General features: G+C 66.1%; 21 protein-coding genes and 1 pseudogene. 10 read left to right on the forward strand and 12 right to left on the reverse strand.

Features of this window, described 5'->3' with window-relative positions:
• Positions 1 to 22 precede the first annotated feature (22 nt).
• Positions 23 to 1,201, forward strand: coding sequence for a cytochrome P450 (locus FFI87_RS20220; RefSeq protein ID WP_138849357.1), 1,179 nt, complete (start codon positions 23 to 25; stop codon positions 1,199 to 1,201).
• A 15-nt stretch (positions 1,202 to 1,216) separates the two neighbouring features.
• Here the strand turns inward: FFI87_RS20220 and FFI87_RS20225 are convergent, their stop codons facing one another.
• Both FFI87_RS20225 and FFI87_RS20230 read right to left on the reverse strand, forming a co-directional pair.
• Positions 1,217 to 1,543: a superinfection immunity protein gene (locus FFI87_RS20225; RefSeq protein ID WP_138849356.1), complete on the reverse strand. Its 327-nt coding sequence runs from the start codon at positions 1,541 to 1,543 to the stop codon at positions 1,217 to 1,219.
• Between the two features lie 90 nt (positions 1,544 to 1,633).
• Entirely contained in the window at positions 1,634 to 2,053 is a 420-nt protein-coding gene (locus tag FFI87_RS20230) for a rhodanese-like domain-containing protein (protein WP_138849355.1), read from the reverse strand.
• Between the two features lie 110 nt (positions 2,054 to 2,163).
• Between FFI87_RS20230 and ftrA the strand changes: the two genes are divergently transcribed.
• The gene (gene ftrA, locus FFI87_RS20235; RefSeq protein ID WP_138849354.1) at positions 2,164 to 3,138 is read left to right on the forward strand and encodes a transcriptional regulator FtrA; all 975 of its coding nucleotides are present in this window, start codon (positions 2,164 to 2,166) and stop codon (positions 3,136 to 3,138) included.
• A gap of 19 nt (positions 3,139 to 3,157) precedes the next feature.
• Here ftrA and FFI87_RS20240 read toward each other — a convergent pair whose 3' ends face one another.
• Positions 3,158 to 3,997, reverse strand: coding sequence for a DUF1460 domain-containing protein (locus FFI87_RS20240; RefSeq protein WP_138849353.1), 840 nt, complete (start codon positions 3,995 to 3,997; stop codon positions 3,158 to 3,160).
• Between the two features lie 396 nt (positions 3,998 to 4,393).
• On the opposite strand from FFI87_RS20240, the gene FFI87_RS20245 reads away from it, so the two are divergent.
• Positions 4,394 to 5,122, forward strand: a complete 729-nt coding sequence (locus FFI87_RS20245) for a DUF3597 domain-containing protein (RefSeq protein ID WP_138849352.1) — start codon at positions 4,394 to 4,396, stop codon at positions 5,120 to 5,122.
• 66 nt (positions 5,123 to 5,188) lie between these two features.
• Here the strand turns inward: FFI87_RS20245 and FFI87_RS20250 are convergent, their stop codons facing one another.
• Both FFI87_RS20250 and adiC read right to left on the reverse strand, forming a co-directional pair.
• The gene (locus tag FFI87_RS20250; RefSeq protein WP_138849351.1) at positions 5,189 to 7,528 is read right to left on the reverse strand and encodes an Orn/Lys/Arg decarboxylase N-terminal domain-containing protein; all 2,340 of its coding nucleotides are present in this window, start codon (positions 7,526 to 7,528) and stop codon (positions 5,189 to 5,191) included.
• A gap of 2 nt (positions 7,529 to 7,530) precedes the next feature.
• Positions 7,531 to 9,057: an arginine/agmatine antiporter gene (adiC, locus tag FFI87_RS20255; protein ID WP_012366594.1), complete on the reverse strand. Its 1,527-nt coding sequence runs from the start codon at positions 9,055 to 9,057 to the stop codon at positions 7,531 to 7,533.
• A 438-nt stretch (positions 9,058 to 9,495) separates the two neighbouring features.
• On the opposite strand from adiC, the gene FFI87_RS20260 reads away from it, so the two are divergent.
• The 5 genes from FFI87_RS20260 to FFI87_RS20280 all read left to right on the forward strand — a co-directional run bounded on the left by FFI87_RS20260 (position 9,496) and on the right by FFI87_RS20280 (position 14,589).
• Positions 9,496 to 10,566 carry an NAD(P)H-dependent flavin oxidoreductase gene (locus FFI87_RS20260; protein ID WP_138850220.1) on the forward strand — a complete coding sequence of 357 codons (1,071 nt, stop codon included), beginning with the start codon at positions 9,496 to 9,498 and terminating at the stop codon, positions 10,564 to 10,566.
• 149 nt (positions 10,567 to 10,715) lie between these two features.
• Positions 10,716 to 12,170: a M20 family metallopeptidase gene (locus FFI87_RS20265; RefSeq protein WP_011659327.1), complete on the forward strand. Its 1,455-nt coding sequence runs from the start codon at positions 10,716 to 10,718 to the stop codon at positions 12,168 to 12,170.
• Positions 12,171 to 12,245: 75 nt separating this feature from the next.
• Positions 12,246 to 13,355 carry a malate/lactate/ureidoglycolate dehydrogenase gene (locus FFI87_RS20270; protein ID WP_138849350.1) on the forward strand — a complete coding sequence of 370 codons (1,110 nt, stop codon included), beginning with the start codon at positions 12,246 to 12,248 and terminating at the stop codon, positions 13,353 to 13,355.
• Positions 13,352 to 13,771 carry a TfoX/Sxy family protein gene (locus FFI87_RS20275; protein ID WP_138849349.1) on the forward strand — a complete coding sequence of 140 codons (420 nt, stop codon included), beginning with the start codon at positions 13,352 to 13,354 and terminating at the stop codon, positions 13,769 to 13,771. Before FFI87_RS20270 ends, FFI87_RS20275 begins: the two co-directional genes overlap by 4 nt.
• Before the next feature lie 239 nt (positions 13,772 to 14,010).
• Complete coding sequence (locus tag FFI87_RS20280) at positions 14,011 to 14,589, forward strand: NnrU family protein (RefSeq protein ID WP_138849348.1); 579 nt, start codon at positions 14,011 to 14,013, stop codon at positions 14,587 to 14,589.
• 109 nt (positions 14,590 to 14,698) lie between these two features.
• Here FFI87_RS20280 and FFI87_RS20285 read toward each other — a convergent pair whose 3' ends face one another.
• From FFI87_RS20285 to FFI87_RS20305, 5 genes are all read right to left on the reverse strand, one after another.
• A complete protein-coding gene (locus FFI87_RS20285) occupies positions 14,699 to 15,436 on the reverse strand; it encodes a sulfite exporter TauE/SafE family protein (RefSeq protein WP_138849347.1) in 738 nt (245 codons plus the stop codon).
• 214 nt (positions 15,437 to 15,650) lie between these two features.
• Complete coding sequence (locus FFI87_RS20290; RefSeq protein ID WP_138849346.1) at positions 15,651 to 16,229, reverse strand: DUF488 family protein; 579 nt, start codon at positions 16,227 to 16,229, stop codon at positions 15,651 to 15,653.
• The gene (locus FFI87_RS20295; protein ID WP_138849345.1) at positions 16,226 to 16,453 is read right to left on the reverse strand and encodes a DUF2945 domain-containing protein; all 228 of its coding nucleotides are present in this window, start codon (positions 16,451 to 16,453) and stop codon (positions 16,226 to 16,228) included. Before FFI87_RS20295 ends, FFI87_RS20290 begins: the two co-directional genes overlap by 4 nt.
• A 493-nt stretch (positions 16,454 to 16,946) precedes the next feature.
• Positions 16,947 to 17,363, reverse strand: coding sequence for a hypothetical protein (locus FFI87_RS20300; RefSeq protein WP_138849344.1), 417 nt, complete (start codon positions 17,361 to 17,363; stop codon positions 16,947 to 16,949).
• Positions 17,364 to 17,439: 76 nt separating this feature from the next.
• Positions 17,440 to 18,513 carry a TIGR03118 family protein gene (locus FFI87_RS20305; protein ID WP_138849343.1) on the reverse strand — a complete coding sequence of 358 codons (1,074 nt, stop codon included), beginning with the start codon at positions 18,511 to 18,513 and terminating at the stop codon, positions 17,440 to 17,442.
• Between FFI87_RS20305 and FFI87_RS20310 the strand changes: the two genes are divergently transcribed.
• Positions 18,499 to 18,753, forward strand: a complete 255-nt coding sequence (locus FFI87_RS20310) for a hypothetical protein (RefSeq protein WP_138849342.1) — start codon at positions 18,499 to 18,501, stop codon at positions 18,751 to 18,753. The two genes, FFI87_RS20305 and FFI87_RS20310, sit on opposite strands and share 15 nt — an antisense overlap.
• 1,318 nt (positions 18,754 to 20,071) lie before the next feature.
• Here FFI87_RS20310 and FFI87_RS20315 read toward each other — a convergent pair.
• Positions 20,072 to 20,428, reverse strand: a pseudogene (locus FFI87_RS20315) (transposase); the annotation flags it as partial.
• 223 nt (positions 20,429 to 20,651) lie between these two features.
• Entirely contained in the window at positions 20,652 to 21,158 is a 507-nt protein-coding gene (locus FFI87_RS20320; RefSeq protein ID WP_186381750.1) for a sensor histidine kinase, read from the reverse strand.
• Between the two features lie 259 nt (positions 21,159 to 21,417).
• Here FFI87_RS20320 and FFI87_RS20325 point away from each other — a divergent pair, with 259 nt between their 5' ends.
• The gene (locus FFI87_RS20325; RefSeq protein WP_012366583.1) at positions 21,418 to 21,762 is read left to right on the forward strand and encodes a DMT family transporter; all 345 of its coding nucleotides are present in this window, start codon (positions 21,418 to 21,420) and stop codon (positions 21,760 to 21,762) included.
• Positions 21,763 to 21,877 lie beyond the last annotated feature (115 nt).

Consider the following 21,877-nt stretch of genomic DNA (forward strand, 5'->3'; position numbering starts at 1 on the left):
CCCGCGCGCCGATACTTCACGTATGAACCCGACCGATCCGATTGCCGCGGTGACGCACCGCGATCCCTATCCCTATTACGCGACGCTCGTCGACGGCCCGCCGCTCGCGTTCGACGCCACGCTTGGCCTGTGGGTCGCGAGCCGGGCGGCGAGCGTGAGCGCCGTGCTCGGCCATCCGGCGTGCCGCGTCAGGCCGCTCGATGCGCCGGTGCCACCCGCGTTGCGCGGCACGACGGCCGGCGCGCTGTTTGGCGAGCTGGTGCGCATGAACGACGGCGCATTGCGGCACGACGTGCCGAAGCAGGCGCTGCGCGCGGCGTGCGCGCCGATCGACGCAGGCGCGTTGCGCGAGCGTGCCGCCCAGCTGGCCGGCAGCCGGTTGCGCGCGCCGGATGACGCGGATGCGTTGAACGCGTGGTGTCTTTCGGTGCCCGTTTGCGCGGTTGCCGATCTGCTCGGTTTCGACGAGATGCAGCTCGACGACATCGCCGCGCTGGTGGTCGACTTCGTCGCCGCGCTGTCGCCGCTGTCCGACGACGCGGCGCTGGCCCGCGCGAGCGACGCCGCGCGGCAACTGCTCGACCGGATGACGGAGCGCGTCGCGCGCACCCGTGCGCAGGACGGCTCGTGGGTCGCGGCGATTCAGCAGGCGGCCGCTGCCGCCGGCTGGCACGCGAGCGGTGCGCTCGTCGCGAATCTCGTCGGGCTGCTGTCGCAGACGTGCGAGGCGACGGCCGCATGGCTCGGCAATGTACTGGTTGCGTGGGACGGTACGACGGATGATGCGGCCGATGGTGAACGCGCGATGCCGGACACAGCCGCGCTCGAAGCATTCGTCGCCGAGGTTGGCCGATTCGATGCGCCGGTGCAGAACACGCGCCGCTTCGTCGCGTCGCGCACGACGATCGAGGGAGTAACCGTCGATGCCGGCGCAGCGATCCTGGTCGTGCTGGCGGCCGCGAACCGCGATCCGGCCGTGCATCGCGAGCCGCATCGGCTGCTGCCGGGCCGCGCATCGGCGCCGAACTTCGGCTTCGGCACGGGGCCGCACGGCTGCCCGGGCGAGCGAATCGCGCGGGCGGTCACGGCCGGAGCATTCGGGGCATGGTTGCGCGACGGGGAGGCGCCGCGCGACAGGCTGGTGTGGGACTACCGGGGCTCGACCAATGTCAGGATGCCGAAGTTCGGCCCGGCGAGATAAGCGGAATGGCGGGACTTAACGGCAACCTTGCTTCTCGGCCCATTGCTCCTGCGCGGCGACGCGGCGCTGCACGCGTTCGACCAGACCGGTCGAGAAGGTCCGCATGCTGACGCCGCGGCGCTTCGCGAGGATGGCTTGCGCGACGTCGGTCCGCGGGTTCGGCTGGCAGGCCCAGTACAGCGTCATCAGCCAGCCGATGCCCGTCCACGCGAACAGGGCGTTGAACATCGCGATCATCAGCTTGTCGTGCCGGCCGCGCCGGTCGGCGATGACGGCCGGGAGAAAATAGAGCGCGATCGCTGCGACCGAACCGGCCACCTGAATCAGGACTGCGTGTTGCATGTTGCTGCTCCATCCGAACTGCAATGAGGCTGATTGTCGCGCTTTTTCCGGTTGTGTGCTGGCAATTGATTGTTGCGTTTTTAGTGACGATCAGCGCGCGGCGAACTCCTTTGGTTCCGCATCGTTGCTCAGCGCGAAACCTTCGTCGAGCCAGCCGGTGATGCCGCCGATCATCAGCTTCACGGGGCGGCCGAGGCGCGCGAGCCGGATCGCCGCGCGCGCGGCGCCGTTGCAGTGCGGGCCCGCGCAGTACACGACGAACAGCGTGTCGGCCGGATGCTCGGCGAGCTTGCCGGCGACGATCTTGCGGTGCGGCAGGTTGCGTGCGCCGGGCACGTGACCGGCGGAAAACAGTTCCTGGCTCCGCACGTCGAGCAGCACGAAATCGGGCGCGCCGGACGCGAGCGCGTCGTGCACGTCCCAGCAATCGGTCTCGAAGCCCAACGACGCTTCGAAGTGCGCAAGGACGGCGGCGCTGTCGGCGGCGGGTACGTCGGTTACGTATGACATGAAAGGCGCTCCATAGGACGGCGCGGAATGCGCCGCAATGAAGGGCAGTATCGCGGTTCGCCGGCTTTTCCGGCAGTGGCGCGATCGACAAGTTCCGGTAACATCGCGCCATGCATAATCATCTCGTCGTCGCGCTCGCCTACGATCGCCTCTGCACCTTCGAATTCGGCTGCGTGGTCGAACTGTTCGCGCTGGAGCGCCCGGAACTCGGTGTCGACTGGTATCGCTTCGCGGTGTGCGCGAGCGAGCCGGGGCCCGTGCGCGCGGCGGGCGGCATCACGGTCGCCGCGCCGTACCGGCTTGCGACACTCGACCGCGCGGACACCATCGTGATTCCCGGCTGGCGCGATCCGGACGAACGGCCGCCGGAACCGTTGCTGAAGAAGCTGCGGGCCGCGCATCGCCGCGGCGCGCGGCTCTGTTCGATCTGCTCGGGCGTGTTCGTGCTCGCGGCGGCAGGCGTCCTCGACGGGATGACCGTGACGACGCACTGGCGTTACGCCGAGCGCCTGCAGGCGCGCTATCCGGCGCTGCGCGTGAATCCCGACGCGCTGTACGTCGACGAAGGGCAGATCGTCACGTCGGCCGGCTCGGCCGCGGGGCTCGACATGCTGCTGCATCTCGTGCGCCGCGATCATGGCGGCGCGATCGCGAACCGCGTCGCGCAGCGCCTCGTGCTGCCGCCGCATCGCGATGGCGGCCAGGCGCAGTTCGTGCCGCGCCCGGTCGCGCCGGGCGGCAGCGACCGGCTCGCGAAGCTGATCGACTGGATGCGCGCGCATGCGGCCGAACCGCACACGCTCGCGTCGCTGGCCGCGCAGGCCGCGATGAGCACGCGCACGCTGCAGCGGCAGTTCGCGGATGCGACGGGGATGTCGCCGCTCATGTGGCTGATCCGCGAGCGCGTGAATCTCGCGAAGGACATGCTCGAAACGCATCCCGCGCTGTCGCTCGCGCAGATTGCCGCGCGCTCGGGCTTCGGTTCGGAGGAGTCGCTACGCCGGCATTTCCGGCGTGTCGCGGCGACGAGCCCCGCCGCGTATCGGCGCGGAATGGATCGCGGCGATCGCGCGCCGGGGGCTTGAGCGCGGGGCGCCGTGTCGCTCAGGCGCGCGGCCTCAGCACCACGATGCCCGGCGTGTTCTTCACATACTCGAGAAACGGCGAATCGACGACCTTCATGTTGGCCTTCTTCGACGACGCGTTGCGCAGCATCGGCCCGTCGCTTGTCGCGACGAAGAAGCCGACGTGCGTGACGTCGAGGCCGTCCGCCTTCGCGTAGATGCCGATGTAATCGCCGGTCCGAAGCCGGCTGACGACATAGTCGTCGACGAATTCGCTCGGGATATGAGCGACGTCCCGCCGGACGACCGGCAGTCCAGGCACGTACGTGCCGCCGTCGGCTTTCCTGTTGAGTTGCTTCGTGACCGTGACGGCGCGGGCGCTGAGCGCGGTTGTCACGTCATCGGCCAGCACCACCGGCCGGTTGGCCCAGTCCGTGAAGAAATGGCGGCGGTGCTGGAAGTCGATGTCGCCGTTCACGTAGCGCGTCCGGACGAGACGATCGGCGTAGTCGACTTTTGTCGCGGCCTTTCTCGCTGCTTCGACATAGTCGAGATAAGTGAAGCAATCGAGTCCGCTGAAGTCGATCACGAGTTGTTCCGGCGTGGTCGCGGTCCCCTTGAGCATGCCGTCTCGATAAGGGGTGCCGAGAAATTCGCGCGACAACGTCTCGATGAGCTGTTCGGTGCCGCTGTCCGGATGCGCGGCGCGGAGTGCCAGTAGCGCGTCCAGTTTGCCGGAGGTCGCTTCGTTCAAGTCCGCGAGCGCAGTTTGTTCCTGTGTCGGCTGAGCGGACGAAACGGACGTATCGTTGCCGCATCCCACTAATGCGAGGGCGATCATGAGCGGCGCCATCTTTCTGAAATGCCCTTCAATTTTCACGGTTGGGTATGCTTCAAATGATGTTGTTTGTCGTGGCCGGTTGACATGCGTCGATCAGAATCCGCACGAAGCCAACCCCGATGTGGGCGACTGGCCCCGGCCGCCGCAGCACAATAAGGCGTGACTGAATGCGCGTCACATAATCTCAAAGAATTCTCAATATTGCCGTGCGGAATGGTGACACGATCCGGCGATGAACATACCGCGGGCCGGCTTCGCCGCCGCGCAGTTCATGGTGTGCGGCGTGCTCACAGCGGCGCCCGGCCATCGGGCACTTCTTGCCGGCTCCGGGCGCGCGTAAGATGGCGGTCGCCGTGCGGCGATCCACGCATGCCGCGCATTCCGCGCCGCTGCAGGAAGCCGCCATCGACCCCTCACAACGACAAGGACAACACCATGGGCCTGCTGGGAAAGCTGTTCGGAAAGAAACCGCGTGACGAAGCGGCATCGCCCGCGACTTCGGCGCAAGCGCCAGACGCGCCGGAAGCGCCCGACGCGGCCGGGCAGGACGCCCCCGACATCGCACCGGAGCTTGCGCCCGCGCTGAAGGCATTCCAGGCCGGGCGGCACGAAGCCGCGATCGCGGCCGCCGCGCCGCATGCGGAGCAGCTCGCCGATGCGGCGCGCCTGTGCGCGCTGTCGTACTCGGCGATGAAGCGTTACCCGGACGCGTTTCCGTACTGGCTCGCGTTGTTCGACCACGAGCCGAGCGCGCACAACGCGGTGCAGCTCGCGACGACATCCGTGATGTGCGACGAAGTGGAGCGCGGCGAAGCGTGGCTGCAGAAGGCCGCCGAGGTCAATCACGACACGCACGAGCAGTCGGATGTCGCCGCGCGCGTGAACTTCATCTCCGCGCTGATGCAAAGCGGCCACCTGCGCGAGGCGCTGCCGCATCTCGCCTGGGTGCGCGACGTGTACGGCCACGTGCACATCACCGACTCGACCTTCCTCCACCTGCGCGGCATTCCGTTCTTTTCTTCATTCCTCGAGAACAGTTTCGAGATCCTGAAGGCCACGCAGCCGGCCGACGCGATTGGGCCGTGGTACGGCGAACTGAAGGGCAAGCTCGATGAAGACGGCGAAGCGCAGCTTGCCGCATGGGTCGGGCGGCTGCCGGCATAACTGGCGGCTCACCCTGCGTCGCGATGCCGGCCGCGGGTTGCCGGCACGGCGTCGCGACGCACGCGCTCAGCGCGTGTTGGTCTTGCGATCGACTTGCCGGATGCAGGCGATCCGGTACACGCCGTCCTCGACTTCGACGCCGTGCGTATCGTGCGTGAAGCCGGGGAAGCGCAGGTCGAATTGCTCGAGCGCCCGCAGGTAGCCGAGCAGCGGCCCGCCGGCCGGCCCCGCGTTCTCGCCGGGCATCAGCAGCGGAATGCCGGGCGGATAGGGCACGACGCCCGTCGCGACGGTGCGGCCCGCCATCTCCGACAGCTCCAGCATCTCGATGTCGTTGTGCACGAGATGCTCGAACGCCTCGGCCGGGCTGAAGTCGGGCTGCGGCAGCGTCGAGAAGCCGCGCGACATCATCTCGGTCGTCTTCAGGTCGCTCATTGCGCTGAACATCAGGTCGCACAGCTCGCGCAGGCCGAGCTTGCCGTAGCGGTCCGGATAACGCGCGACGAGGTCCGGCAGCGCCTGTTCGAGCGGCGCGTTCGCGTCGTAGTCGCGCTTGAAGTCGAGCAGCGTGTTGACGAGCGTGCCCCACTTGCCCTTCGTCACGCCGAGCGAGAACAGGAACAGGATCGTGAAGTCGGTCGTCTTCTCGACGACGATCCCGTGCCGGTCGAGATACGCCGTGACGACCGACGCCGGAATGCCGACCGGCATCAGGCCGCCGTGCGGCGCGACGCCCGGCGTGACGATCGATACCTTGATCGGGTCCAGCATGCAGTAGTCGTCCTCGATCTCGCCGAAGCCGTGCCAGGTGTCGCCCGGATGCAGCACCCAGCATGACGGATCGGTGGCGAGCAGCGTTTCGTCCGCTTCATGGAAGCGCACGCGCCGGCCTGTCTTGCGATCAACCACGGTGTCCGGCTGCCAGCCGTTGAAGAACCAGTCGTTGTTCTCCTCGCATTCCGCGTGCAGCCGCGCGAGCATCCGGCGAAACGACACGGCCTCGCGGATCGCGTCGGTCGTCAGCGCCTCGCCGCCGGGGCCGTCCATCATCGCGGCGCTCACGTCGTTCGACGCGATGATCGCGTAGTTCGGCGACGTCGACGCGTGCATCATGTACGCCTCGTTGAAACGTGCATGCTCGATCGGGTTGCGGCCGTTGCGGACATGGATGAACGATGCCTGCGACAGCGCGGCGAGCAGCTTGTGCGTCGATTGCGTCGCGAACACGGTCGGCTTGCTCGCGTCGTGCTGCGACGGATCGCCGTGCATCGCGTGACGGTCGCGGTAGATCGGGTTGAAGCGCGCATAGCCGTACCAGGCTTCGTCGAAATGCAGCCGGTCGACGCTCTGGCCGAGCAATTCCTCGACGCGCGCGACGTTGTAGCAGAGGCCGTCGTAGGTCGAGTTCGTGATCAGCGCATGCACGGGCGTCGGATCGATGCCGTCGCGGCCGCGCACGAGGGGATTCGCGTCGACCGCGAGGCGCACGGCGGCGGCCGTGAGCCGTTCCGGCATGATCGGCCCGATGATCCCGTAATGGTTGCGCGACGGGATCAGGTAGGTCGGAATCGCGCCCGACATCGTCATCGCGTGCTCGGCCGACTTGTGGCAGTTGCGGTCGCACAGCGCGACCTGATTGCGCGTGACGCTCGCCATCAGGATCACGCGATTCGACATCGACGAGCCGTTCGTCACGTGATACGTGCGGTGCGCGCCGAACACGCGCGCTGCGTAGCGTTCGCTTTCGCCGATCGGGCCCGAGTGGTCGAGCAGCGAGCCGAGTTCACCGACCGAGATCGACAGGTCCGAGCGGAACAGCGCTTCGCCGAAGAATTCGAAGTACGCGCGGCCGACCGGCGATTTCAGGAACGCGGTGCCGCCCGTGTGGCCCGGCGTGTGCCACGAGTATTCGTACACGCGCGAGAACTGCGCGAGCGCGCGGAACATCGGCGGCAGCACGGTCTCGCGATAGCGTTCGATCGCGGCGACGATCCGCCCGCCGATGAACGCGGTGGTGTCCTCCAGCATCCAGATGAAGTCGTCGGCCTTGCGCATCGCGTCGACGGGAATCGCGGCCGCGCTCGCGCGGCTCGCGAGCAGGAACACCGGCACCGTCGCATTGCGCGCGCGCATCGCGTCGAGCACGGCCCGCGCGGGCGCATGCTCGGGATCGTTGCCGAGCTCCCAGTTGAGCAGCAGGCACTGGATCGCGGGATCGGCGTCGACCACCGCGCGCGCGTCTTCGGCGGACGTCGCGATCACGACGTCGACCAGCCGTGCGCGCAATTCTTCGGCGAGGGCGGTGGCCGCGCGCCCGGTGGCCGTGCGTTCATCGATGTCGTGCTGCACGAGCAGCGCCTTCATGCCGAGGCGGCGAAACGCCGGTTGGGTCAAGGTAGCGGTCATGGTTATTCCCCCGTTTGCTGGGTTGCCTGGACGCCCGCGGCCGGCGAGCGGGCGTGAAGAATGTCGGCTTCGTGTCGGCCTACCGAGATCCAGAAGGTGGCGACGAGCGCGACGATGGTCACGCCGAGCGCGAGATAGCGCACCCAGCGCGGCGAACGGCCGCCCGGATGCACATGGGTTTCCTCGATTTCGCGCTGGCGGTTGATCGACAGCTCGTAGAAGACGATCGTCGCGATCACGAAGATCAGCGACCAGCGCGTCTGCTGGCCGTCGGAGCCGACCATCGCCCACAGCGCGTAGACGGCGCCGATCAGGCCGACGATCGTGTAGAAGGTGAACTGGTGCGACGGCATCTTGCCGTAGCCGAGCACCTTGATCGCGATGCACGAGTAGATGTACGGCAACAGCGTCATGATCACGGCGATCGACGCGATCTTGCCGAACTGCTCGCTCGCGCTCGGCGACATCGTCGCGAGCACCTGCACGGACATGATCACCGCGACGATCGCGAGGCCGGCCGACGGCACGTTCTTCGAGTTGACGCGGGCGAACACGCCGGCGAACAGGCCGTCGTCGGCCGCGGCCTTCGCGGTCTGGCCGACCAGCAGCGTCCAGCCGGCGAGCGAGCCGAGGCAGCCGAGCGCCGCGCAGATCGCGACCGCGTTCGCGGCGGTGTCGCCGAGCGCGAGGCGCGCGGCATCCGCGAACGGCGCGCTCGACGCGAGCAGCGCCTTGTTCGGGATCATCCCCATGATCACGGTCGAGCTGAGCACGTAGCACACTGCCGCGAGCACGACGCCGCCGACGGTTGCGATCGGCACGTTGCGCGACGGATTCTCGACGACGCCGGCCGACACCGACGCGCTCTCGACGCCGATGAATGCCCACAGCGTGAAGTTCAGCGTCGCGCCGATCGCGCTGAAGCTGCTCGCGCCCGACACGTTCCAGCCGGCGAAATACACGTCCTTGCTGAACCAGAACCAGCCGAACACGGCCATCCCGAGGATCGGCACGAGCGCGAAGATCGTCGTGACCGACTGCACGCGGCCGATGACATTCGGCCCGAGGATGTTTGCGTAGGTGAACAGCCAGATCACGAAGATCTGTGCGAGCGCGAACACGAGCGGGTCGCGCAGCACGGGGAAGAAGTGCGTCAGATAACCGAGGCCGGCGACCGCGAGGCCGACGTTGCCGAGCACGTTCGCGAGCCAGTAGATCAGGTTGGTCTGGTAGCCGATGTACGGGCCGAACGATTTGCGCGCGTACGCGTACGGGCCGCCGGCGGCCGGGTCGATCGCCGCGAGCTTCGCGAACACCAGCGCGAGCGACACGGCGCCGACCACGGTGATCAGCCAGCCGAAGATCGCGATGCCGCCGGTGGCGGCGAGGTTCGCGGGCAGCATGAAGACGCCGGAGCCCATCATGTTGCCCGCGACCATCAGCGTGGCGGGGACGACGCCGATTTTCGGCGCGGATATCGCGGCCGGCGCGGCGGCGGAGCGGGAGGAGGACGAGCTGGCATCGGACATGCGGGGCTCCTTGAATGGACTTGATGCGGTTGAGGTGGCGCGGCCCGGCGCCGGTCGACGATTCCGGAATGGATCGCCGTTTTATTAAACGACGTCATGGTATATCGCTAGTCGATTTTTTAATGGTAAACGCTGACATTTAATGAGTTAAATGTTGATCGATGTCATTGAAATGTGTTGGCTGGCGTTGGGGCACGGGGCGGGGCGCGATACAGCAGATTTCGCAGGATTCGGCGGTAGTGGGCGGGGAAAGTTGAGTTCGGGCGGGTCGGCAGCGATGGGCAATCCGTTTTTTTTGCCGAATTGGATTGAACATTTCTCGACGTAAATGTTCGATCTTTCGGGCGCGATTTTGTCGGCTATTATCTGGTGCGTTGAATATATGAGCCATGCAAGCGCGCCGCCGGTGCGCATGACGATTTTTCCTTTCGAAGGATGATGCCGATGCTGCCTTCCCGTTTGCCGCTGATTCAGGCCCCGATGGTCGGTTCGCTGAGCGCGCTTGCAATCGCAGTCTGCGAAGCGGGCGGGCTCGGCTCGCTCGCGTGCGCGGCGCTCGGCCCGCAGCAACTGCGTGACGAGATCACGGCGATCCGCGCACGCACGCAGGCCCCGTTCAACGTGAACTTCTTCTGCCATACGCCGCCCGCGCCGGACGCCGAGGTCGACGCGCGCTGGCGCGCGGCGCTGGCCGGCTACTACGCGGAAGCCGGGCTCGATCCGGTCGGTGTGAAGGGCGGCGCCGGCCGCGCACCGTTCGACGACGCGATGTGCGCGGTCGTCGAGGAGATGCGGCCGGCCGTCGTGAGCTTTCATTTCGGATTGCCGGACGATGCGTTGCTGGCGCGCGTGCGTCGTACCGGCGCGTGGATCGTGTCGTCCGCGACGACCGTCGAGGAGGCGCGCTGGCTCGATGCGCGCGACGTCGATGCGATCGTCGCGCAGGGCGCGGAGGCCGGCGGCCATCGCGGGATGTTCCTGACCGACGACATTCACGCGCAGCCGGGGCTGTTCGCGCTGTTGCCGCAGATCGTCGACGCGGTGCGCGCGCCCGTGATCGCGGCGGGCGCGATCGCCGACGGCCGCGGCATCGCGGCCGCTTTCGCGCTCGGCGCCCGTGCGGTGCAGATCGGCACCGGCTACCTGCTCACGCCGCAGGCGGGCCGCTCCGCGCAGCACCGCGCGGCGGTGCGGGCGGCGCGCGATGACGGCACCCGCATGACCAACCTGTACACGGGTCGGCCGGCGCGCGGCCTGCTGACGCGCTTCATGCGCGAGCAGGGGCCGATGAGCGCGCTCGCGCCCGCGTTCCCGCTCGCGACGGCCGCGGTCGATCCGCTGCGCGGCGCATTCGAACGGCAGGGCCGCGACGATTTCTCGCTGCTGTGGTCGGGCGAGGCCGCGGCGCTCGCGAGTGAAGAGGATGCCGGGGTGCTGACGCGACGACTGTGGGACGACGCGCTGGCGTGCGCGGCGGGGCTGCGCGACACGTTCCCGCCGGGCGACTGAACGGGCGCGGAAGCGGACGCGGAAACGGATGCCGGAAGGGGGCGGAAGGCAAGCCCGAAGCCGGCAGCGGAAAGAGCCGCGGAAAGGCCCCGGGGCGGGCCCATCGGCGTATCATCCGTTTTTTCATCAGCCCGATCCAGGCACCCATCATGACCTCCGTCGACACTACCCCCGTCCTCGACCATGACAAGCTCGTTACCTTCGTCGAGCGCAAGTGGAACGATGAAATCCTCCATGCCCTGACCGACTACATCGCGATCCCCGCGAAGAGTCCCGCGTTCGACCCCGACTGGGCGCAGCGCGGGTATCTCGAACGCGTCGTCACCGATGCCGCGCAGTGGGCCGAACGCCAGCCGGTGAAAGGCCTGAAGCTCGAGATCGTGCGCCTGCCCGGCCGCACGCCGGTGATCTTCTTCGAAACACCCGCGACGCGCGCGGGCAGCACCGACACGATCCTGCTGTACGGACACCTCGACAAGCAGCCCGAATTCGACGGCTGGCGCGCGGACCTCGGGCCGTGGACGCCGAAGTTCGAGAACGGCAAGCTGTACGGCCGCGGCGGTGCGGACGACGGCTACGCGATCTACGCGAGCCTCGCGGCGCTCGGCGCGCTCGACGAGCAGGGCGTCGAACGGCCGCGCTGCGTCGGCCTGATCGAAACCTGCGAGGAGTCGGGCAGCTACGACCTGCTGCCGTACGTCGACGCGCTGCGCGACCGGCTCGGCCAGGTGTCGCTCGTCGTGTGCCTCGATTCGGGCGCCGGCAACTACGACCAGATGTGGCTCACGACGTCGCTGCGCGGGCTGGTGTCCGGCGACCTGCAGGTCGAGGTGCTTGAGGAAGGCGTTCACTCGGGCGTCTTCGGCGGCATCGCGCCGTCGAGCTTCCGCGTGATGCGTCAGCTGTTCGAACGCCTCGAAGATGCGAAGAACGGCAACCTGCTGCCGGGCGTGTTCCATTGCGAGATTCCCGACAGCCGCGTGCGCGAAGCCGACGCGGCCGCCGCGATTCTCGGCGACACCGTGTGGAAGGGGCTGCCGTGGGCGTGCGGGATGGACGGCAAACCGGTGCTGCCGACCACGACCGATCCGCGCGAGGCGCTGCTGAATTCGACGTGGCGTCCGTCGCTGTCGGTGACGGGCGCGGCCGGCCTGCCGGCGCTTTCCGACGCGGGCAACGTGCTGCGTCCGCGCACTGCGTTCAAGCTGTCGCTGCGCCTGCCGCCGCTCGTCGACGCCGCGCAGGCCGTGCAGCAGCTGAAGGAATTGCTCGAACTCGATCCGCCGTACAACGCGAAGGTCACGTTCAAGCCCGACGCGGGCGCCGCGACCGGCTGGAGCGCGCCGGATCTCGCGCCGTGGCTCGCGTCGTCGCTCGACGCCGCGTCGCGCCGCCACTTCGGCGCGGACTGCGCGTACATGGGCCTCGGCGGCACGATCCCGCTGATGAACGTGCTGCAGGAAGGCTTCCCGTCCGCGCAGTTCATGGTGTGCGGCGTGCTCGGGCCGAAGTCGAACGCGCACGGGCCGAACGAGTTCCTGCACGTGCCGTACGCGAAGAAGCTGACCGCGGCGGTCGCGGACGTGATCGCGACCGCGCGCTGAGCGTTCGCGCTGCCTGTCCCGATTCGACCCGATTCGAGCCGACCGGATCCCGCCTGACCTAACGGAGCCTTGCCGATGACCGCGCTGCCGACCCCCGCCACCGACCCGCTGCGCATGCGCGCCGAACCGCTGCATGCATTCGTCGCGGCGCTCTGGGAGCGGGCCGGCAGCAGCGAGCGCGAGGCGCGGCTCGTCGCCGATCATCTGGTCGGCGCGAATCTGGCGGGGCACGATTCGCACGGGATCGGGATGATCCCGAACTACGTCGCATCGTGGCGGGAAGGGCAGCTGCAACTGAACGGGCACGCGTCGATCGTTCGCGACGGCGGCGCGGTGCTGACGATCGACGGCGGGCGCGGCTTCGGCCAGGTGATCGCGTTCGAGGCGATGGTCGAAGGGATCGAGCGGGCCCGGCGCATGGGCATCTGCGCGATCGGGCTGCGCGACGTCCACCACCTCGGCCGCATCGGGCACTGGGCCGAGCAGTGCGCGCGCTCGGGCCTCGTGTCGTTCCATTTCGTCAACGTGCCGGGCGACCTGCTCGTCGCGCCGCTCCACGGCACCGACCCGCGCTTCGGCACGAATCCGTTCTGCGCCGCGTATCCGCGCGCGGGCCGCCCGCCGCTGCTGCTCGATTTCGCGACGAGCGCGATCGCGTACGGCAAGACGCGGGTCGCGTACAACCAGCGCAAGCGCGTGCCGGCCGGGGCGCTGATCGATCATCGCGGCCAGCCGACCGACGATCCGGCTGTCATGCACGAGCAGCCGTTCGGTTCGTTGCTGCCGTTCGGGCTGCACAAGGGTTATGCGCTGGCCGCGATGTGCGAGATCTTCGGCGGCGCGCTGGTCGGCGGGCATACGACCTACGGCGACACACTGCAAAAGACGAGCGCGATCGTCAACGGGATGCTGTCGGTGCTGATCGATCCGAACGCGTTCGATGCGGCCGACGCGGAGCGTGAAGCCGATGCGTTCGTTGCCTGGGCGAAGGCGTCGCCGCAGGCGGGCGATGCGCCGGTGCGGATGCCCGGCGAGCCGGAGGAGGCGAGCCGCGCGGCGCGCGGCGCGGATGGCATCCCGGTCGATCGTGCGACGTGGCGGCAGATCCGCGAGAGCGCGGCGGCCGTCGGCTTCGACGACGCCGAACTCGACGTGTGGACGCAGCGCTGCACGGAGGCCGCATGAGCTGGCAGGCGGAGAAGGCGCACGGCGAGGAGATCGCGTACCAGCTCGCGCCGCTCGGCAAGGTGGAGGTCGTGCGGTTCTTCAGCGGCGCCGCGATGCGGCTCGATGGCGTGATGTTCGGCTTCATGTCGCGCGGGTCGCTGTTCCTGCGCGTCGACGACGTGAACCGTCCGGCGTTCGTGGCGGCCGGGATGGGGCCGTTCTCGTACGAGCGACCCACGCGCACCGTTGCGCTCGAGGGCTATTACGAAACGCCGGCCGACGTGCTCGAGGACGCCGGCGCGCTGTTCGACTGGTGTCGCGGCGCGTATCGCGCGGCACTGCTGGCCGGGGCGCCGAAGCGCAACGCACGGCCGAAGCCGGCGCCGAAACCGAAGCCGGAGGCGACGCGCAAGCGCACGCAGCGTCGGCCGTAAGACGGCGCTTTTTCCTTTCTTGTCCTTTCTTTCGAGCCGCGGCGGGTACGTGCAAGCGCCGGGCTTGACGCACCGCATGGTTCGCCGGCTTCACAACGGCGGCCCCGGCGTTTATGATCGGCGCGGTTGCGTCCGTGCCCGGCGCAACCCGAGCCGGTGTCGCCGCCGGCCTCGCGAACGGCGCATCGAAAGCCGCGCGAATGCTTCCCCCCACTCATCGTTCCAGACGGAGATAACCGATGCTCGTCCTGATTCTCGGTTTAGCGATCTTTCTCGGCGTGCATTCGATCCGGATCGTCGCGGATGGCTGGCGCGCCGCAACCATCGAGCGGATCGGCGAGAAACGCTGGAAGGGCCCCTATGCGATCGCGTCGATCGTCGGCTTCGTGCTGATCGTCTGGGGTTACGGGATCGCACGCCAGAACGGGACGCTGCTGTGGGTGTCACCCGTCGGCGTGCGCCACCTCACCGGCATGCTGACCGCGATCGCATTCGTGCTGATCGCCGCGGCCTACGTGCCGCGCAACCGCATCAAGACGCTCGTCGGCCATCCGATGGTGGCCGGCGTGATGGTGTGGGCGGTCGCGCACCTGCTCGCGAACGGCACGCTGCATGCGGTCGTGCTGTTCGGCGCATTTTTCGTGTGGTCGCTGGTCGATTTCGTCGTGTGGCGCGCGCGCGATCGCCGCGACGGCGTCCGCTATCCGGCCGGCAGGCTGTCGGGCGATGCCGTGACGATCGCGGCCGGGCTCGTCGTATGGGCCGTTTTCGCGCTGTTCCTGCACGGGCCGCTGATCGGCGTGCGGCCGTTCGGTTGAATGTGCGCGCCTGCAACGATTGACGAGCGGGGCGCATGAGCCGCCCCGGGGCGCCCGCGACATCGACGCGGGCGCATTCCCCGCTACCCACTTTCCCTTCGAGCGTGCGTCAGATCGGCTTGACGAACAGCCCGATGGTCAGCGCGATGCCGATGCAGACGATCGCGATCCGCAGCACGCGCTCGTTCACGCGGTGCAGCGCCCACGCGCCGAGCAGGCCGCCGACGATCGCGCCGCCGCCGAGCGCGATCGCCGCCTGCCAGTGCAGGTGCGGCGACGTCAGGAACAGCACGACCGCCGATGCATTCATCACGCCCGCGAGCGCGTTCTTGGTCGCCATCGCGTGACGCGGCGACAGGCCGGCCATCGTCAGTGCCGCCATCATCAGGAAGCCGATGCCGCCGCCGAAGTAGCCGCCGTAGATCGCGATCAGGAACTGCGCGATCGCGGCCGTCACGGGGCCGAGATGCTGCGTGTCCGCGCCGGGCTTGCGGAAGAAGCTGCCCCACGCGAACACGACCGTCGCGAACAGCACGAGCCACGGCACGAGGTGCGAGAAGATCGACGACGGGGTTTTCAGCAGCAGCAGCCCGCCGAGTGCACCGCCGGCAACGCTGATCGCGAACAGCGCGCGAAACGGCAGCTTGCCCGCGCCGCGCACCATGTTTCGGCTCGCCCAGCCTGTCGTGACCTGGCCGGGGAACAGCGCGACCGTCGACGTGATGTTCGCCGCGAGCGGCGACATGCCCGACAGGATCAGCGCGGGCAGCGTGACGAACGAACCGCCGCCCGCGAGGGCATTCTGCAGGCCGGCCCACAGGCCGGCGATGATGATGAGAGCGAGCATCGGTGATGGAGCGCGGAGGTGGCGGGGCGCGCGGGCCGGAAGCAGGCGCGCGCGATGATCGCCCGATGGTAATGCAGGATCGCGGCGGCGCAAACCGTGGCGAGCGCGCGGCGTGGTGGGGGCACAGGGGCGGAGGCTGACCGATGGGGAGCGCTGCCGTTGTGCCGCGCGTCAGGTCATCGCCGCCATGCGCACGAGCACGACTCGCGCCGCGTTACTCGTTCGGTTGCCCGGAGGTGCCGTCGTCGGCCGCATCGCTGTCGACGTCCGGATAGACGATCGTGCCGTCGTCCCGGATCACCGCGCCGGCCGTGAGACGCGCGGGCTCGACGCGATTGCGGCCCATGATGTGCAGCACCGTTTCGCCGCGCGCGATCAGATAGTCGGACACGATGCGCCGGTGACACCGCCACCATACGGCTTCCGAACACATGATCGCGCAGCGTTGCTGGTGCCCGTGTTCGATCAAGCGGTCGAGGCCGGCTCGAAACTCGGGCGACAGCGCGTAGTCGGCATAGCGATGGAAGCTGCGGTTGGTCCAGAAGTCGTTGACCTCGTCGGGCACGTCGCGCGACTTGCCACGCAGGCCGCCGAGCTCCGCGATGTGCTCGTACGCGATATCGACGGCGGCCAGCGCGTCGGGCAGCGTCGCTTCGTTGAACTGCGGATTCGTGCGCGAGCGCGTCATCTTCCGGATATCGGCAAGCAACGCGATATCGGCCGCGTCGAGCATCTCGACGAACTCGTCGAGCGTGCGGTTCGAATGGCCGATCGTGTAGAACGGGAGCGTCATGCGTCGTCCTTGCCCGCCATGCGTTCGAGCACGCGGCCGCGATGCGCGGCGATGTGGTCGGTCCGGTCGCTCTTGATCTCGTATTGCGGATCGTCGGGCGACGCGCGATGGCGATGCCCTTTGTAGTCGAAATCCTGCGTGTGGATCGCAATGATCGTGCCCGTCACGTAACCGGCTTCGGAATTCCAGCGGACGTGGTCGCCCAGTCTGAATGGATGCGTCATGCGGGAAGCCTCCTTTCGATGGCGTGTTCGCTTGCGGTTGCAGCGCGGTTTTGCCCCGGACCGCGACGGCAACGCGTGCAGGGGTTCATTATGCGTCGGGACCGGATGGGGAAGAAGCGACGCGGCCGCAGGCCGACGAACTAAGGTTGCGCTCTTTTGGAATGCTGGGAAAGCCAGCGTATCAAGCTTCGCCGGGGCTGCTCAATTCAATCTACGCCTCCTTGAGAAGTTCCGGTATGGGCGCGAAGGAAGCGATGAGTACCGCGGCCGAGCGTGCTAATAGACCGGCGGCTCAAACGACACGTTGAAAAGGGGTTGCGGGCAGCAGCACAAGCGCATCTGTCGGCGTGACGCCGAGCGGCGCTGCGCGACGGACGAACCGAACAGGAGCCGAGGTCGGCGGCGCACATGCCGGGCCGCGCCGCGCGGCGAAGTCTGCTGTTCCGATCGCACGGCGGCGCTCCCGGGCCGTCTTTCGGACCGCCGAAGTGACTTACGGCGTCACGACAAGCGCCGTGTGCATGCCCGCAACATAATGTCCCCGCTTGTTGCAGATCAGCACGTAGTGGCCGGGCATGAGCTTGAATGACGCGCGCTTGCTCGTTCCCGGGGCAATGTCTTCGACTTCGCCGACCTTTCTCAACCTGTGCTCCAGCACCTGCCCTTTGCGGACAGGAAGTGCATCATCCGAGAGATTGGTCCTGAGCAAGACGAGTTCGTGCTCCATGTTGTTGTCCACGGCATTTTTGACATCGAACGTGACGCGACCCGCTTTCATGTTGTGTGTGTCGAGCTGGATCGAGTTCGAATGCAACGTCGCGTTGACGGTTTGCTCCGCCCAGCCGGGATGCGATGTCATGCCGAGGGCAGTCACACTGGCGACGACGGCGATTCTGTGAGTGGCGTCCATGGGGGCCTCCTTTGCATCGAAACGACGCGCCTATCCGGCGTCGAGCGATTGCCGCAAGCAATCCCGGCGAGAACGCTCACGGGCCGACGTCGATGCGGCCATAGACACCGTCGGCTTCGTCGTTGGGGCCGGCAGCAAAAAACAGCGTATTGACAGGTTGATTGTTGAGGCCGTTGCCGAATGCGATGCCCCAGAGCCCCGGCTCGACGATCGCCTTGCCGTCGGGTTGCTGCAGCGTCCCGCGCAGCATGCCTGACGTCGCATCGAACGCGTGGATCATGCCGTCACCGAAGTTGCCGATCAGAACGGTGTTGCTGAAGCGGCCGAAATTCGCGGGTGCAGGCGCCATGCCCCACGGTGCATTCAACGGTTCGCCGGAGGCGAAGCGTTGAATGAATTGTCCCGATGGGCTGAACACGTCGATCAAACCCAATCCTGCACCAGCGACGTCGTCGTGTGCTGCCGCATCCTGCTTCGCATAAGCAACGTAAAGTTTCGAGTTGATGGCCTGAATTCCAAACGGAGCAAACCCGGCCGGCAAAGCGGGATCTTGAAATGCACCGGTCGTCGTCACCTTTGTGAAGGTCCTGTCGAAAACATCGATCCTGTTGTTGTGGAAGTCCGTTGCGTATAGGAAGTTCGCGCCGTTGTTGCTGGCCATGGCGAGCCCTTTGTAGACGGCGCTGCCGCCGCTGTCGAACACGGTGACGGCCGAGGTCGGATTGACGGCTGGCGACCACGCCGTGATCGTTCCGCCCTCGCCGACGAAAATGAAGGATGCCGGCCCCGATTTTGTGCCCTGGGTCACCATGAAGTCCGACGTGCCATTGAATACGATGCCCGTGGGAGAGGCGTCGCCTTGCGAGCCGGCGGGGATCGTCACGACGAGCGATTGCGGTACGCCATTGCCGTCATAGAGCGTTGCGCGCTGCGTCCCGTTATCCGCGACCCACACAAAACCCTTGGGATTGAATGCAACGCCCCACGGATTCTTCAGGTTTGTATCCACGTGAGCAGCGGGCAGGGCACCGTCGGAAACCAGTACATCGACCTTGTACTGACTGACATGGGATGAATTGCCGCACGCTACGACGCTGGTCAGCACGAATGCGATCATCGCAGCGCCGAGCGTTGTATGGACCTGTTTCATGACTGGGCTCCGAACACGATTGGGACGTTAGTAAACGGAGCGGCCGATGCATTTATTCCGTTCGTTTCGTTTGACTTCAAACACCAGAACCCGCCATCGCAGCTGATGCTGGCGCACGCCGAGCCAGAGAATCTCCGGCATGCGGGGCTCGAGACAACGGAGCGTTTCGAACACCAGTCGTTGTTCCATCACGGCGATGACGGCGCCATTGCCGGCGCCGGACAGCGTCAGATCGTGTGACTCGGTTCGGGCAAAAGCCGGCCGGTCGACGCCTGCCTCCAGTTCGTCGACAACCGAGGCCCCGTAAGCGCGCCGAACATAGGCCGACGAACTAAAGTTGCCCTATTTTGGAATGCTGAGGAAGGCCGGCGTATCAAGCTTCGCCGGTGCCGCACACTTCCTGAAAGCGCAACTTTAGTTCCAAAATTTCGGAACTAAAGTTTGGACAAAGTTGATGCGTGAACTAAAGTTGCGCGATTTCTGCCATGCAGGCGAATGTGTTTGGCGAGAACTGGATTGTCTTGTGTGACGACATGTATCAGTTGAGGACACCGGCAACGCATTCACATTCGGTGAACGGTCCTTTGGTAGTTGGATTGGGAACATCCTATTTGTCTGATTAGTGGGCGCAACGTCTTGCGACGAAACGAGTCAGTCAGGGCCATCTGACTACTGACATTGGTCTAGTTGACCGTTGCGGCGCGACTCGCGGAATTGACTTGGAGGTAGCGGCGGGCGATATCGATGCCGCTGAGGCTGTGCGGACTTTGCGGCCCAAAAGATCAATCTCGAAGCTAAGCCCTCAGGAATGCAGGCGGGATATTTCAGTTTCCCTTCGTCATAGCAGCGGTCTGGCCACCTTGTCTGCTCCACTAACGACGTTTCGCTTTTCTCCAGTTGATGCGTTTTCCGCATCACAGGGAGGTCCATAAAGGCGAATTGGCGGCAATTGCGGATCGCGTTGATTCGAATTATTCACGGAGCAGACTTTGCTCCGACATTGTAGAACAAAGAAGAAATAAAGCCGTAGCGTCAACTAAAGTTGGATAACGTGTGCATTGCAGACGCATCGGTTCCTGACCATTGGAGGCGCCATGGCATCTCATCCCACGCTGTCATCGCAGCAGCGCGCGAACGTCTTGCGCGCGTATCAGTGGGTTCACGGTGTGGTCGCGGTCGTTGTCGGGCATACACCGGTTCAACGGCCGACTGCACGCGCCAATGTCATCAACGTTGATACCGGGGCGGCATATGGGAGACCGTTGACAGTTTTGGATCTTGCAGATGTGCCCCGAATACTTGCAGCGCAAGAGACAGTGCTATAGCTCGTTACCGTCACAAATTGCGACATTCACTGCGATCCAACTCATCGCCGTGGATTGCGCCATCGGTCTGAGTTGCGTACTCAACCACCTAGGATGTTGTACGCAGCAAGTATTCGCGGCCGCGAGCCGGTCCGGTAAGTGGCTTGCGTCGCAGAAAGTTTGCACAATTGCAGTTGTCTCCGAACCTATGTTCCAGTGCCATACCGCGGCGTTGAATCGCACGAAATGAAGGGGTGCGCTGCCGACAGATCGCCGGCGCGCAACGCACACGCGAGCTTCACCGCATCGCGCCGGTCCGTCTTGACGCGATCGCCGGGTTTCTGGGGAATCAGTGACGGCGCGCAGACCATGCATTCGAAGCCTCGTTCCACGAGCTGCCGGTACAGTCCATAGCCGCACGGGCCGGCTTCGTAGACGATTTGCACGTGCGGAGCCTTCGACTGCAGCCGCTTGCACAACCGATCGATTTCCGTCTTCGTCGTGCCGATCTTGCCGAGTGATTCGAACTCGCCAGCGTCGACCGCATACGCAACCGTGATCGATTCCTTGTGCACATCCAGTCCGACGTATAGCGTGCTATCGTTTCTCATGCTGGCCTCCGTGGTGGAAATCACCGGGGTGCGGCTTCGGCCTCATCCGTGCGGCTCTGGCAGCGATGCGAACCTGCGTTGAATGCGCCACTCCAGGCCAGCCTCCGCCCCACGGAAAGTCGTACTGCCTAAAGTTGTGGCTATGTTTCAACAAATGTTGTGTCTCGGGTCCCACGCCAGCCGTCCAATCGGAGAACGGCCGAGGAGCGGGCCGTCGCCGTCCTTACTGCGCAGTCGGCAGCGTCACGGTAAACGTGGTTCCCTGCCGCGACGACGCAACCCGGACCTCGCCCCCATGGGCGTGCGTGATGCTCTGGCAGATGTACAGGCCGAGGCCGATCCCAGCCGCATGGCCAGCTCGATTGGGCAACCGGCCTCGCGTCAACGGGTCGAACAAGGTGGGCAGTAGTTCCGGTGGAATCGGCGTGCCCTCGTTGAACACGCTCGGCGTGACCTGGTCGCCGGCCTCGTGGGCGTTGAACACAATCCGGCCGTCGCCATAGCGGGTCGCATTGACCAGCAGGTTTACCAGCAACTGCAGCACCCGCCGGCGATCCCAGGAGCCGGTGAGCGCACCGTCGAGCTGCAGATCCATCTCAACACCCGGAAATGCGGCTCGAAGCTCGTCGGTTGCGTCGCTCAAAAGCGTGCGCAGGTCGGCCGGCTCGCGCCGCAGCGGCAAGGTGTCGCTCAAGCGGGATTGCGTGAACACGAGCAGATCGTCGAGCATCGTCTGCATCCGGGTGGTTGCCCGGCCCACCACGCCGACCATTTTCTGCGATGGCTCGAGCGCGCCCACGCTGTGACGGAGCACATAGGCGCTATTGGTAATGGCGGGGAATGGGGAATGGGGGATGCGGCGTCGCGCTGTCGTCGATGCGGATCAAGGATCGCGAGGCGGAAAGGCGTCTATCGCCGCGCTTGGTTGTTCGTGAAAGGAAATACTTTGATACCCTCTGGCGACAACCTCCAACCTGAAGGCAGAACCCATGTTTGTCGTCTCTAGTCCGCTTGCTGCCTGGTCGATCGTTGTCGCTTCCGGTTTATTGGAAGTTGTCTTCTCCGTGACGATGAAGCTCTCTGACAGCTACTCAAAAGCACTGCCTGGCGGGATATCGATCGTGGCGGCCGTACTGAGCGTGTGGCTAATGAGTCTCACATTAAAAATTCTCCCACTGGGAGACGCTTACGCCGTATGGGCAGGAATTGGTGCGGCGGGAACGGCGTTGGTCGGCATCGTCTGGTTCCATGAGCCCGTCCTGCTCGGGCGGCTGTTCTGCATTGCTCTCGTCGTCGTGGGCATCGTGGGTTTGCAACTGCAGGAAGGCATCTAGCTCAGCGTATCGATGTAAGCGGAATAAGGTATCAACTCATTGCCGACACGCATGCTCGATGGATGGCCTGCTGTGAGCCCTCTATCACCCGATACCCGACTGAGCGTGGCGGCGC

This window comes from Burkholderia sp. KBS0801 (assembly GCF_005937855.2).
Classification (GTDB): domain Bacteria; phylum Pseudomonadota; class Gammaproteobacteria; order Burkholderiales; family Burkholderiaceae; genus Burkholderia; species Burkholderia ambifaria.

What these genes read in the sequence shown, in the direction of transcription:
- FFI87_RS20220 (WP_138849357.1), top strand. Translation starts at nt 23, where the DNA reads ATGAACCCGACCGATCCGATTGCCGCGGTGACGCACCGCGATCCCTAT.
- FFI87_RS20225 (WP_138849356.1), bottom strand. Translation starts at nt 1,543, where the DNA reads ATGCAACACGCAGTCCTGATTCAGGTGGCCGGTTCGGTCGCAGCGATC.
- FFI87_RS20230 (WP_138849355.1), bottom strand. Translation starts at nt 2,053, where the DNA reads ATGTCATACGTAACCGACGTACCCGCCGCCGACAGCGCCGCCGTCCTT.
- ftrA (WP_138849354.1), top strand. Translation starts at nt 2,164, where the DNA reads ATGCATAATCATCTCGTCGTCGCGCTCGCCTACGATCGCCTCTGCACC.
- FFI87_RS20245 (WP_138849352.1), top strand. Translation starts at nt 4,394, where the DNA reads ATGGGCCTGCTGGGAAAGCTGTTCGGAAAGAAACCGCGTGACGAAGCG.
- FFI87_RS20250 (WP_138849351.1), bottom strand. Translation starts at nt 7,528, where the DNA reads ATGACCGCTACCTTGACCCAACCGGCGTTTCGCCGCCTCGGCATGAAG.
- adiC (WP_012366594.1), bottom strand. Translation starts at nt 9,057, where the DNA reads ATGTCCGATGCCAGCTCGTCCTCCTCCCGCTCCGCCGCCGCGCCGGCC.
- FFI87_RS20260 (WP_138850220.1), top strand. Translation starts at nt 9,496, where the DNA reads ATGCCGATGCTGCCTTCCCGTTTGCCGCTGATTCAGGCCCCGATGGTC.
- FFI87_RS20265 (WP_011659327.1), top strand. Translation starts at nt 10,716, where the DNA reads ATGACCTCCGTCGACACTACCCCCGTCCTCGACCATGACAAGCTCGTT.
- FFI87_RS20270 (WP_138849350.1), top strand. Translation starts at nt 12,246, where the DNA reads ATGACCGCGCTGCCGACCCCCGCCACCGACCCGCTGCGCATGCGCGCC.
- FFI87_RS20275 (WP_138849349.1), top strand. Translation starts at nt 13,352, where the DNA reads ATGAGCTGGCAGGCGGAGAAGGCGCACGGCGAGGAGATCGCGTACCAG.
- FFI87_RS20280 (WP_138849348.1), top strand. Translation starts at nt 14,011, where the DNA reads ATGCTCGTCCTGATTCTCGGTTTAGCGATCTTTCTCGGCGTGCATTCG.
- FFI87_RS20285 (WP_138849347.1), bottom strand. Translation starts at nt 15,436, where the DNA reads ATGCTCGCTCTCATCATCATCGCCGGCCTGTGGGCCGGCCTGCAGAAT.
- FFI87_RS20290 (WP_138849346.1), bottom strand. Translation starts at nt 16,229, where the DNA reads ATGACGCTCCCGTTCTACACGATCGGCCATTCGAACCGCACGCTCGAC.
- FFI87_RS20295 (WP_138849345.1), bottom strand. Translation starts at nt 16,453, where the DNA reads ATGACGCATCCATTCAGACTGGGCGACCACGTCCGCTGGAATTCCGAA.
- FFI87_RS20300 (WP_138849344.1), bottom strand. Translation starts at nt 17,363, where the DNA reads ATGGACGCCACTCACAGAATCGCCGTCGTCGCCAGTGTGACTGCCCTC.
- FFI87_RS20310 (WP_138849342.1), top strand. Translation starts at nt 18,499, where the DNA reads ATGGACCTGTTTCATGACTGGGCTCCGAACACGATTGGGACGTTAGTA.
- FFI87_RS20305 (WP_138849343.1), bottom strand. Translation starts at nt 18,513, where the DNA reads ATGAAACAGGTCCATACAACGCTCGGCGCTGCGATGATCGCATTCGTG.
- FFI87_RS20320 (WP_186381750.1), bottom strand. Translation starts at nt 21,158, where the DNA reads ATGCTCGACGATCTGCTCGTGTTCACGCAATCCCGCTTGAGCGACACC.
- FFI87_RS20325 (WP_012366583.1), top strand. Translation starts at nt 21,418, where the DNA reads ATGTTTGTCGTCTCTAGTCCGCTTGCTGCCTGGTCGATCGTTGTCGCT.